The organism is Nocardia pseudovaccinii NBRC 100343, assembly GCF_001613225.1.
In the GTDB taxonomy this organism is placed as follows: Bacteria; Actinomycetota; Actinomycetes; order Mycobacteriales; family Mycobacteriaceae; genus Nocardia; species Nocardia pseudovaccinii.
In genome coordinates this window covers 61,363-72,491 of the sequence record NZ_BDBY01000158.1, presented here as the reverse complement: position 1 = coordinate 72,491, position 11,129 = coordinate 61,363, and the positions used below count along the sequence as shown (strand labels likewise).

General features: G+C 65.9%; 11 protein-coding genes. 8 read left to right on the top strand and 3 right to left on the bottom strand.

Annotated features, from left to right (window positions below; all coding sequences use genetic code 11):
• From NP3_RS18935 to NP3_RS18920, 4 genes are all read left to right on the top strand, one after another.
• Nucleotides 1–316: P-loop NTPase family protein (locus NP3_RS18935; protein ID WP_507762165.1), on the top strand; the 316-nt coding region annotated here is incomplete at its 5' end.
• Nucleotides 313–2,169, top strand: a complete 1,857-nt coding sequence (gene iolD / locus NP3_RS18930; protein ID WP_063042915.1) for a 3D-(3,5/4)-trihydroxycyclohexane-1,2-dione acylhydrolase (decyclizing) — start codon at nucleotides 313–315, stop codon at nucleotides 2,167–2,169. The genes NP3_RS18935 and iolD, both read left to right, overlap by 4 nt.
• Nucleotides 2,170–2,594: 425 nt before the next feature.
• Nucleotides 2,595–2,798: a cold-shock protein gene (locus NP3_RS18925; protein WP_040693519.1), complete on the top strand. Its 204-nt coding sequence runs from the start codon at nucleotides 2,595–2,597 to the stop codon at nucleotides 2,796–2,798.
• Nucleotides 2,799–3,259: 461 nt separating this feature from the next.
• Nucleotides 3,260–3,748 (top strand): winged helix-turn-helix transcriptional regulator, encoded by a 489-nt coding sequence (locus NP3_RS18920; RefSeq protein ID WP_063042914.1) that lies wholly within the window; start codon nucleotides 3,260–3,262, stop codon nucleotides 3,746–3,748.
• A 127-nt stretch (nucleotides 3,749–3,875) separates the two neighbouring features.
• Here NP3_RS18920 and NP3_RS18915 read toward each other — a convergent pair whose 3' ends face one another.
• Complete coding sequence (locus NP3_RS18915) at nucleotides 3,876–4,343, bottom strand: nucleotidyltransferase domain-containing protein (protein ID WP_063042913.1); 468 nt, start codon at nucleotides 4,341–4,343, stop codon at nucleotides 3,876–3,878.
• 87 nt (nucleotides 4,344–4,430) lie between these two features.
• On the opposite strand from NP3_RS18915, the gene NP3_RS18910 reads away from it, so the two are divergent.
• The 4 genes from NP3_RS18910 (at nucleotide 4,431) to NP3_RS18895 (ending at nucleotide 10,038) form a co-directional block, all read left to right on the top strand.
• Complete coding sequence (locus tag NP3_RS18910; RefSeq protein WP_063042926.1) at nucleotides 4,431–5,930, top strand: hypothetical protein; 1,500 nt, start codon at nucleotides 4,431–4,433, stop codon at nucleotides 5,928–5,930.
• Between the two features lie 671 nt (nucleotides 5,931–6,601).
• Nucleotides 6,602–8,200, top strand: coding sequence for a phosphoglycerate dehydrogenase (gene serA, locus NP3_RS18905; protein ID WP_063042912.1), 1,599 nt, complete (start codon nucleotides 6,602–6,604; stop codon nucleotides 8,198–8,200).
• 171 nt (nucleotides 8,201–8,371) lie between these two features.
• A complete protein-coding gene (locus NP3_RS18900; protein WP_063042911.1) occupies nucleotides 8,372–9,379 on the top strand; it encodes a 3-isopropylmalate dehydrogenase in 1,008 nt (335 codons plus the stop codon).
• A 77-nt stretch (nucleotides 9,380–9,456) separates the two neighbouring features.
• Complete coding sequence (locus NP3_RS18895; protein WP_063042910.1) at nucleotides 9,457–10,038, top strand: Uma2 family endonuclease; 582 nt, start codon at nucleotides 9,457–9,459, stop codon at nucleotides 10,036–10,038.
• 1 nt (nucleotide 10,039) lies between these two features.
• Here NP3_RS18895 and NP3_RS18890 read toward each other — a convergent pair whose 3' ends face one another.
• Nucleotides 10,040–10,381, bottom strand: coding sequence for a hypothetical protein (locus NP3_RS18890; RefSeq protein WP_063042909.1), 342 nt, complete (start codon nucleotides 10,379–10,381; stop codon nucleotides 10,040–10,042).
• 41 nt (nucleotides 10,382–10,422) lie between these two features.
• On the bottom strand, nucleotides 10,423–10,878 hold the full coding sequence (locus NP3_RS48040; protein ID WP_157124386.1) for a hypothetical protein: 456 nt from the start codon (nucleotides 10,876–10,878) through the stop codon (nucleotides 10,423–10,425).
• Between the last annotated feature and the right edge of the window lie 251 nt (nucleotides 10,879–11,129).

Below are 11,129 nucleotides of genomic sequence, written 5' to 3'. Positions count from 1 at the left end.
CGCCAGGGCGGTGCACTACGGGGCCAGAGTGCTCATCCTCGACGAACCGACCGCAGCCCTCGGCGTGAAACAGGCCGGTGTCGTCCTGAAATACGTCGTGCAGGCGCGGGATCGTGGGCTCGGAGTCGTTCTCATCACCCACAACCCGCATCACGCCTATCCGGTCGGTGACCGCTTCCTACTGCTCAAACGCGGTGCGATGCTCGGCTCGTACGAGAAGTCGGAGATCGACCTGCCCGAGTTGACTCGGCAAATGGCCGGTGGCGCCGAATTGGACGCGCTGCAGCACGAATTGCAGCGCGTGGTGACGCCGTGAAGCTGACAACGGCGCAGGCACTGGTCGGCTGGCTGGTCGCCCAGCATTCGGAGACCTTCGACGGGCGCGAAGTACCGCTGTTCCCGGCCGCTTTCGCGATATTCGGGCACGGCAATGTGCTCGGCCTCGGCACCGCCCTGTCCGAGCGTCGCGATGAAATCCCGGTCTGGCGCGGGCACACCGAACAGGGGATGGCACTGGCAGCCGTCGGCCTGGCCAAGGCGACGCACCGGCGTCAGGTCGGAATCGCGACGTCCTCGATCGGTCCCGGCGCGCTGAATATGGTGACCGCCGCCGGTGTCGCCCATGCGAATCGTCTTCCGCTGCTACTGCTTCCGGGGGATACCTTCGTCAGCCGCGCACCGGATCCGGTGCTGCAACAGGTCGAACACTTCGGTGACCCGACCATTACCGTCAACGACGCATTCCGCGCCGTGAGCCGCTACTTCGACCGCATCACCCGCCCGGAACAACTCATCGCAACCCTGCCCCAGGCGGCCCGGGTACTGACCGATGCGGCCGATGTGGGTCCGGTGACACTGGCACTGCCACAGGACGTCCAGGCCGAGACCTACGACTTCCCGGACGCCCTGTTCGAGCCGGTCGTGCACCGAATCACGCGTTCGCGCCCAGACTCGCGGGTGGTGGCCGAGGCGGCACGGGCACTGCGATCGGCCCGACGTCCGCTGCTGGTCCTCGGCGGCGGAGTGCGTTATTCGGGTGCGGGTCGGCTGATACTGGAATTCGCGGAGCGGCACGAGATTCCGATAACAGAGACGACGGCTGGCCGGACTCTCGTACCGCACGACCACGAGCTGTACGCCGGTCCGCTCGGCTTGACCGGCTCCGCATCGGCCAATGCCCTTGCCGCGCAGGCGGATCTGGTGTTGGCCATCGGCACCCGATTACAGGACTTCACCACGGCGTCCTGGACAGTCTTCGCGCCCGACGTCCGGCTGATCACCATCAACACCGCCCGGTTCGACGCGGTGAAGCACGGCGCGCTCGCGGTCGTGGGTGACGCCGCCGCGTCGGTATCGGAATTGGCCGCGCTCCTTGTCAATTGGCAGGTCGATGCGGCGTGGTCCGACCGTGCGGAAGGACTGCGCACAACCTGGGACGTCCACATCGACAAGCTGCGCGCGCCGACCCCGGGTACCCCGAGTTATGCCCAAATCGTGGGCGTCGTCAACGAATTGAGCGCACCGGACGACTACGTCATGACCGCCGCAGGCGGTATGCCCGGCGAGCTGATCGGCGGTTGGCGGGCCACCGGCACCGTGCCAACCATGGACGTCGAGTACGGATTCTCCTGCATGGGTTATGAACTCGCGGGCGCCTGGGGTGCGGCCATGGCGCATGTGCACGGCCTGGTCACCACCATGCTCGGCGACGGCTCCTATCTGATGCTCAATTCCGAACTGTTCTCCGCGGCGTTCGCGGGCCACCGGTTCGTCGCGGTCGTCTGCGATAACGACGGCTACGCGGTGATCGCCCGGCTCCAAGAGGGACAGGGCGGTGCCCCCTTCAACAACTTCTACGCCGACTGTCGCACCAACCATCCACAACCGCCCCGCGTCGACTTCGCAAGCCACGCAAGATCATTGGGCTGCGCGGTATTCACCGCGACCGACCTGACCGAGTTCCGCGGCGCATACGCGCGGGCCAGGGCGGCGGCATTGAGCGAATCCCGTCCGGCCGTGGTGGTCGTGCGCACCCAGCCGTCCGCCTGGACCGATGCGGGCGCGTGGTGGGAGGTCGGTGTGCCGGAGCACCTGGCGGGTCGCGTGGCGTACGACGAGGCCAAGGCGGCGCAGGTGCGTTACCTGAACAGTGCCGAATCAGCGGAGTAGTCGGCCGTGAAATTCCATGTATATGACGATCGCGTGGCACACTCGGTCACGGTCGCATAACTGAAAACCGACCACTTAGTGCACATTCGAGCCCGAAGTCGCGCATTTTCTTTACGAATTCTTAGCTTCGGTCCGACGTCTGTGTCCGGTGCGGTTGCTGGGATTCCGGCTGTGTCCGCGCGGGTAGCCGAAAGTGTGCGCTGACCGGCCGATCTATGCGCCGTGAACGCTTTATGCTCAGGATAGCCAGCCCTTCGCAACCGGTGTTGCGTCCGTCGCCACGGCGGTGCGCGAACGTCGGCTTGCTCACAGTTACCACTGCTGGATGTGGCCGAATTCGTCGGATGATGGCATTGTTGATCGAGAGATCGGGCTCATCGAAGTGATCTGCTCGGCTCATCAACAGGAAGTAAGAAGTAAAGAACATGGCTCAAGGCAGTGTGAAGTGGTTCAACAGCGAGAAGGGCTTCGGCTTTATCGCTCAAGACGGAGGCGGCCCTGACGTCTTCGTGCATTACTCGGCCGTTTCCGGCTCGGGTTTCCGGTCCCTCGAAGAGGGCCAGCGCGTGGAGTTCGAGATCGGCCAGGGCCAGAAGGGCCCGCAGGCCCAGGACGTCCGCGCTATCTGATCAAGCGTGACTTAGGAGGCTCGCACCCGGCAGGGGGTGCGGGCCTCTCGTCGTTTTCGGGGGATATTCAGGCGCTCTTGGATGAAGATGACATGGGTGACCGCGGGGGAGTGCACCACCGATCGCCGATGAGCCGCCCGCGAGCGGCACATCCTGACCGTCCGCGGCCTTGAATGCTTGGCGCAGAACCTCTTCCGGTGTTTCGTCGACGAAATGGAACGTCGTGTGTAGGGCGTGGCCCACACGCAATCGTGCAGCCGCAGTCGCCCTCGCCGAGCGGATTATCGAATCCCTGATTCGGCCCGGCGATGTAGCTGTCGAGCGAGATCGCGATGTTGTGCACGCGCAACTTGGCGATGATGCTCTCTGTTCTGATCTGATTGTATTTTGCAATCGATTGCGGGCAGCGAGTGCAACTGGTTGTAGAATGCAAGCAGCAATGTCGACGGAAGGAGCGCCGCATGCGCGATGAGGGACGTTCGGGCTGCCCGATCAACGCGACCATCGAGGTGATCGGCGATCGGTGGACGCTGCTGGTGCTGCGTGACGTGATGTTCGGTAATCGCCGCCACTTCCGCGAGCTGCTGGCCGGATCGGAGGAGAGGATCGCGTCCAATATCCTGTCCGACCGGCTCAAGCGCCTCGTTGCGGCCGGATTGCTCAGTCGTGAGGACACCCGTCCTGGGCAGAAGGCCGAGTACCGGCTCACCGAGCCCGCGATCCAACTGGTGCCGATCATGGCACAGTTGGGCGCATGGGGGCTCCGCCATCGCCCGACGACGAAACGCCTGCGCGTACGCGCCGAACTCCTCGAAGAGGGCGGACCGCAGCTCTGGGCCGAGTTCATGGACGAACTGCGCGAGTCGCACCTCGGGATTCCGCGTCCCGATCCGGATGCCCCGACCGCCACCGACCGGTTGGCGCACGCCTACGCCGCGGTCGCCGAGTAACGCAGACCTACTGCCCGTCCAGATAGGTTGCCGCGCTATCCTGTCCGGCTCGCTCGCCGAGCGCAGTCGAAAGGCGGCACGACACGCCCCGCAGCACCGCCATTTGACTGCGCTCGACGGAGCTCGACTACCTCAGAGGCACTGCTCCGCTACCCATTTCACGGGTGTGCGACTTCAGTTCGGCGATCGCCGAAACCGGCTCGCCGGGCCACTCGCACTGCTCCCGCAGCGAAGGCAGATGCATCGGCGCCACCGCCGCATCGGGATGCTCACGCAGCCAACGTAAGGCCACCGCGGGCCGCAGCAGCCGCAGCGCCTTGGTCAGATCCCAGCCGTTCACATCGAGCAGGCCGACCGGCCGCGTCTCGATGACATCCCTGGTCGGCCATGGCGACAGGTAGGTATCCATCTGCGCGACATAGACGAACCGGCAGTCGTAGTCGGAATCGGGCGATGGGAATCCCCAAGCCCGGCCACCGCTTTCGATGGCCAGCGGCACCGACACCCGATGCGCGTGCTCGATCCGATCGAGCTCGGCATCGATCGACCCGACCACCATCGGGTCCATCGAAGCCGGAATCGCGCGCAGGGACATGGCCGGTGATCGTAGTTCGGCTCCGACCAGGCGGACCAGCCGTTTTCGTACTGCCGCGACGACTGAGGGTGTGTGACGATGAGCGTCGTGCCGGACTGGACTTATCACCCGTTGCGCCCGATGGCGAATGCCCTGGTCGGGGAGCGTCGCGCGCAACTATTGGCATTGCGGTTGCTGTCGGGTTTGATCGCGCTGCCGGGCGGCGGGCGGGCGATCGAGCGCGTTTTCGACCATCCGCGGTTGCCCGCCGAATGGGCTGAGCGATTCGGTGCGCGGGTTCCGGTCGAGGTCGCGCGGCATGCGATCCGGGTGCTGCCGGTGCAGGGCGCTGCGATCGTCGAGGTCGGGCCGGTGGGCCGGGACGATATCGCGGCAGTGCGTGCCGCCGCCATGGATCGCCGGTGTCGGGTCATCGCGCTCGTCGGCGACCCCGAGGTGGGCACGGAATTGGAGCCGCACGTCGATCAGGTGATCGTCGGCGAACCCGCCGGTCGGCACTACCTGACCGAACCGGATATCGCCGCCGCGCTGACGGCCCTGGCCGACTGCGCCGCCACCGTGCTCGCGACCCCCGCGGTGCTGATCGCCGCCGGACCCGGCTGGTTCAACCGCGTCATCGAGGCCGCGCAACCGACCGCGCCGGTGCCACCGACCCTGCGCGACGTTCCGCTGGACCCACGCCGCTGGCCCGCGTGGTGCTGGGGCCTGCTGGTCGGCATCGGTATGATCGTCGCCGGAATCGGGGCGGCGGCAATCACTTTGGGGCCCGTTCTGCTCTGGTACGACCGCGACTACCTCGGCACGGACGTGGACGGACTGCACGAAATCAACCACCACCTAGTGCATTTCCTGCAGCACGATCGAATCACCATGGCGGGCAATATGATCGCGATCGGCGTGTTGTACACCGGCCTGGCCTGGGGCGGTATCCGGCTGGGCCGCGTCTGGGCCCGCAACGCGTATCTGCTCTCCGGCCTGATCGGATTTCCGACGCTGTTCTACTTCCTGGTGATCGGCTTCGTCGAGCCGCTGCACGTCACCGCGGCAGCTGTGCTGTTCCCGATGTTCCTGCTCGCGGTGTGGCGCAAGCCGACCACGCCGTATTGGACGGTGCCGCGAGAGTGCCCCGAGTGGATCAGACGGCGCGCGCTCGTGGGCCAGCTGCTGCTGCTCGCGACGGGGGTGGGTGTATTCATCGGCGGCGTCGTCATCTCGACCGTCGGACTGACCTTCGTATTCGTGCCGACGGATCTCGAGTTCATGCACACCGATGCGGCCACGCTGGAAGCCGCCAACGCGCACCTGCTGCCGTTCATCGCCCACGACCGGGCCGGTTTCGGCGGGGCGCTGATGGCGACGGCGGTGGCGATCGTGCTACTCGGACTGTGGGGTTGGCGACAGGGTGAGGCGTGGGTGTGGTGGACGCTGCTCGGTGCGGCCGTCGCCGGTTCGGCCAGTGCGCTGGTCATCCACTTCTTCATCCACTACACCGCGTTCGTGCACCTGCTCCCGGTGTATTTCGGTAGCGCCATGCTTGCTGTCGCGCTGATCTTGGCGCGCCCGTATCTGATGTATCGCGCCGATTAATACCGCTGACTCGCGATATGCGGCAGTGCGGTCTGCTGTGTCCGAAAGTTGCCGGGGTTCTGCCGCGCCTATCTCGGATAGATCTCGAAGGTTGTCGCGTATTTTCTCAGAGTTCTCTCAGAAAGCTTCCTTTGCGGGGCTAATTACAGCTCGAAAAGGATGCTTCCGACCGGCGTTCATGTGCATATAGCCTGATCAGAGATATGCTGGTCGGTTGTCCAGATCACAATGAAATGCGACATGTAGTCTGCGTCACAATATGTCGGAATTTCGTAACCGTATTTGCGTATGCCCCGATGTGTCATGTGTCAGCCAGTTCGACTGGATTTGTTTTCGACGAAGAGGAAATTTCATGATCCCCGTTATCATCGACACCGGTTCCGCGGCTCTGGACGGCCTGTTCTCCACCGGTAGCGCTGCTCTGCACGGTATTTTCAACACCCTGTGGACGGGTTCGTTCGGCGGCTGATAGCGCTGTCTCGGTCGATGGTTTCGACCGCGTGGACGCCGCTGTGACGGCGTACGACGAGGGAAGGCCTCGCACCGTTGGTGCGGGGCCTTCCTTCATGTTGAGGCACCCGCCTACCGGGGGGTAGGCCGCGACGGATTTCGGCCAACTAAGCTGGTGCGCGGTAATTGCCGACCCCCTTTCCTCCCAGGAGTACCCCACAGTGAGCCAAGCAGGCCGCCCTGTTGTTCTGATCGCCGACAAGCTCGCCCAGTCGACCGTCGACGCGCTCGGTGACGGTGTCGAGGTCCGCTGGGTCGACGGCCCCGACCGTCCCGCGCTGCTGGCCGCGGTGCCCGAGGCGGATGCCCTCCTCGTCCGCTCGGCGACCACCGTCGACGCCGAAGTGCTCGAGGCCGGGAAGAACCTGAAGATCGTCGCCCGCGCCGGCGTCGGCCTCGACAATGTCGATGTGCCCGCCGCCACCGAGCGCGGCGTCATGGTGGTCAACGCGCCCACCTCCAACATCCACACCGCCGCCGAGCACGCCGTCACGCTGCTGCTGGCCGCGGCCCGCCAGATCCCGGCCGCCGACGCCACCCTGCGCGAGCGCACCTGGGCGCGCAGCAAGTTCAACGGTGTCGAGATCTTCGACAAGACCGTCGGTGTGGTCGGCCTCGGTCGCATCGGCCAGCTGTTCGCCGCGCGTCTCGCCGCCTTCGAGACCAAGGTGATCGCCTACGACCCCTACGTCTCCCCGGCCCGCGCCGCCCAGCTCGGCATCGAACTGCTGCCCCTGGACGAGCTGCTCGAGCGCGCCGATCTGATCTCGGTGCACCTGCCGAAGACCCCGGAGACCAAGGGCATCATCGGCAAGGAAGCCATCGCCAAGACCAAGCCGGGCGTCATCATCGTCAACGCCGCACGCGGTGGGCTGGTCGACGAGCAGGCGCTCGCCGACGCGATCAAGTCGGGTCACGTGCGCGCCGCCGGTCTGGATGTATTCGACACCGAGCCGTGCACCGACAGCCCGCTGTTCGACCTGCCGCAGGTAGTGGTGACCCCGCACTTGGGTGCGTCCACCGCAGAGGCGCAGGACCGTGCGGGCACCGATGTCGCGAAGTCCGTGCTGCTGGCCCTGGCCGGTGAATTCGTGCCGGGTGCGGTGAACGTCACCGGTGGCACCGTCGGCGACGAGGTCGCGCCGTGGCTGGAGATCGTGCGCAAGCAGGGCCACCTGCTCGGTGCGGTGTCCAATGAGCTGCCGGTCAGCGTCGAGGTGCAGGTGCGTGGCGAGCTCGCCGCGCAAGATGTTGCGGTGCTGGAGCTTTCGGCGTTGCGCGGCATCTTCTCCGCGCTGGTCGAGGACCAGGTCACCTTCGTCAACGCCCCCGCGCTGGCCAAGGACCGCGGCATCACCGCCGAGGTCACCAAGGTTTCGGAGAGCCCGAGCCACCGCAGCGTCGTCGACCTGCGCGCGGTCTTCGGCGACGGCAGCACGCTGAATGTGGCGGGCACGCTGACCGAGCCGCAGCAGGTGCAGAAGATCGTCAACATCAACGGCCGCAACTACGACATGCGCGCCGAAGGCCTGAACCTGGCCGTGCTGAACTACGAGGACAAGCCGGGCGCGCTCGGCAAGATCGGCACCAAGCTCGGTGCGGCCGACATCGACATCCTCGCCGCGCAGCTGAGCCAGGATGTCGACAAGGAGGGCGCGACCGTGGTTCTACGTGTGGCCCGCGAAGTCCCCGCCGACGTCCAAGCCGCGATCGCCGAATCCGTCGGTGCGGCCAAGATCGTCCTGGTCGACCTGTTCTGACCACTACCGGCGCCGCGTACGTCGAGCGTGCGCGGCGCCGTCACCTGTGCCGGGCATGACATGTCACGCCGCGTACCGTGACTGCCGGGCTGCGCTGACTGCCCGGCAGCGGCGTGCGGTGCGGGACGAAGTACCGTGGCGGTCGGCAATACTGAACGGAGCCTTGTTGTTATGAAGCTTGCTGTTATCGCCGGTGATGGGATCGGCCCTGAGGTCATCGCGGAGGCGCTCAAGGTGCTCGACGTGGTGCAGCCAGGCGTCGAGAAGACCGAATACGACCTCGGCGCGCGGCGCTATCATGCGACCGGTGAGATTCTGCCGGATTCGGTGCTGCCGGAGCTGAAGCAGCACGATGCGATCCTGCTCGGCGCGATCGGCGACCCGTCGGTGCCCAGCGGTGTGCTCGAGCGCGGACTGTTGCTGCGCACCCGGTTCGCGCTGGATCATCACGTCAACCTGCGTCCGTCGAAGCTGTACCCGGGCGTGACCAGTCCGCTCGCGGGCAATCCGGATATCGACTTCGTGGTCGTGCGCGAAGGCACCGAGGGCCCCTACACCGGCACCGGCGGCGCGATCCGGGTGGAGACCCCACACGAAGTCGCCACCGAGGTCAGCACCAACACCCGCTTCGGCATCGAGCGCGTAGTCCGCTACGCCTTCGCCAAGGCGCAGGCCCGGCGCAAGCACCTGACGCTGGTGCACAAGAACAATGTGCTGACCTTCGCCGGTTCGCTGTGGCAGCGCACGGTCGACGAGGTCGCGGCGGAGTTCCCGGAGGTGCAGACCGCCTACCAGCACATCGATGCCGCCACCATCCACATGGTCAATGACCCGGGCCGCTTCGATGTGATCGTCACCGACAACCTCTTCGGCGACATCATCACCGACCTCGCGGCCGCGGTCAGTGGCGGAATCGGCCTGGCGGCCAGCGGCAATATCGACGCCTCCGGAACCAACCCGAGCATGTTCGAGCCGGTGCACGGCAGTGCCCCCGATATCGCCGGGCAGTCCAAGGCCGATCCGACCGCCGCGATTCTGTCGGTGTCGTTGCTGCTCAACCACCTCGGAAACACCGAAGGTGCCGCTCGCATCGAAGCGGCGGTCGCCAAGGATCTCGTGTCGCGTGGCGGCGCGGCCTCGACTGTCGAGATCGGAGATCGGATCGCCGCGGCGGTCTGACCTGTTCTGCCCGACGGGCCGCACTCGAGCGAGTTCGAGTGCGGGCCTTTCGGCTTCCAGGAACGCGAGGGAGTCCGATGAGCGAGCATCGGGGACCGTATACCGATGTGGATCTGCACCGTTTACCGGACGGCGGTAAGGGTTTCGAGCTCGAGGACGGCTGGTTGATCGCGGTCGCGGGCGGTGCGCGTCACGATTTCGTGGTGCAGCGGCTCGGGCGGCTCATCGATATCGCGGCCGGTGCGGCCGCCGTGCACGTATGTATCGGCGGTGGTTGGGAAGTCAACACGCCCAGCGGCATTCGCAAACCCGATATCGTCGTGGTCCCGAGAGATGTTGCGCGGGCGGCGATTATCGCCGAAACGCCCAGGCTGCTCTCCGGCACGGAGGTGCTGCTCGCCGTGGAGATCGTTGCGCCGGGCGACGGCAGCGAACGCACCGATCGGGTCAGGAAAGTTCGCGAGTACGCGGCCATCGAGATTCCGCAGTACTGGATAGTCGAGCATCATCCGGAGGTCCGGATTCACCGAATGCTGCTCGCGGACCGCGCCTTTCGCGCCCGTCCAACGGTGACGGCAGGAACCGTGTTCACCGCGGCGATCCGAGCCGATCCACCGTTTCGGGTGAGTTTCGATCCGGCCGCCTTGATCGAGATCTGACCTATCCGCGCTCGGTCAGCGCGCTGCCGACCGCCGTGGCCCTGCCACGAATCGAGCCGTGGATGGCGACCGCGATGCCCTCGTGGACTTGCGCCGCGGGCTCGGCGATCGGCTTGATGGCATCGAACACCGCACCGGCGACCGCTCGACGCTGCTGTTCGACGACAGTGGCTGCCGCACTGACGGATTCGGCAACCGCTGGTCCTAGCTCGGTCAGCTGCTCATCGGTGGATTGTGATTTGTGCGTCGGGTTGAAAGGCTGGGCGGCTGCCAGTTGAGCGATGCTGCGGGGCTCGGCGGTGTCGGTGCGTCGGGCGGGTATGGGGTGAAGTCTTGGGGGCACGATTATCTCCTTTGTTGTAAGGGGATTCGGTGAAACAGGGATCAACGGGTCGGTGGGGTCGGAGGCTTCGGCATGTCGGGTGGGGTGGGCATCGGGGGCGGGCTGGGTGGCATGGGCATGTGCGGCGGGGTGGGGAATCCGGGTGGTGTCGGGGGAACGGGAGGGTTGGGCGGCATCGGGGGTGTGGGGAACGCGCCCATCGGGGGCATCGGGCCGCTGAAGCGTTGGAATGCCGCTTGGCGGGAGGTGCCGAGGAGATCGCCGATTTCGGCCCAGGTGTGGCCTTCTTCGCGGGCCTGCCGGGCCAGGGTGTGCAGGATGTCGTCCACGAGTCGACTGAGATTTCGGGTCGCCGTGAGCGCGGCGAGCACCGGCACGCTGGGCCTGCCCTCCTCCGGGCCCAGCACACCCACGACCAGTTCCGCATTGGCGGACAACAACTTTCCGAGCATCGCCCGCTCGCCCTGCGGGTCTACGCGCTGCTGTTCATCAGACATATGTAAAGCCTGACTTGACAACCGCGACCTTGTCAAGGCTGGATTTACATCGCGGGTTGGAGGTGTGAATCCATTGCTTGGCCTAGGGGACGGCGCCTATCGCTACGACCGGCCAGGTTTCGGCGCCGTTCAGTCGAAGATCGGGCGGACAACGTCTCCTCGGATCGGCTTCGATCCTGCGCCGCAGCGCGATCTGAATCCGTGATTCCCTCCGGAGGCGCCCGACGCACATGCATCGCGCCCGCCCCGGC

What these genes read in the sequence shown, in the direction of transcription:
- NP3_RS18925 (WP_040693519.1), top strand. Translation starts at nt 2,595, where the DNA reads ATGGCTCAAGGCAGTGTGAAGTGGTTCAACAGCGAGAAGGGCTTCGGC.
- NP3_RS18920 (WP_063042914.1), top strand. Translation starts at nt 3,260, where the DNA reads ATGCGCGATGAGGGACGTTCGGGCTGCCCGATCAACGCGACCATCGAG.
- NP3_RS18915 (WP_063042913.1), bottom strand. Translation starts at nt 4,343, where the DNA reads ATGTCCCTGCGCGCGATTCCGGCTTCGATGGACCCGATGGTGGTCGGG.
- NP3_RS18900 (WP_063042911.1), top strand. Translation starts at nt 8,372, where the DNA reads ATGAAGCTTGCTGTTATCGCCGGTGATGGGATCGGCCCTGAGGTCATC.
- NP3_RS18895 (WP_063042910.1), top strand. Translation starts at nt 9,457, where the DNA reads ATGAGCGAGCATCGGGGACCGTATACCGATGTGGATCTGCACCGTTTA.
- NP3_RS48040 (WP_157124386.1), bottom strand. Translation starts at nt 10,878, where the DNA reads ATGTCTGATGAACAGCAGCGCGTAGACCCGCAGGGCGAGCGGGCGATG.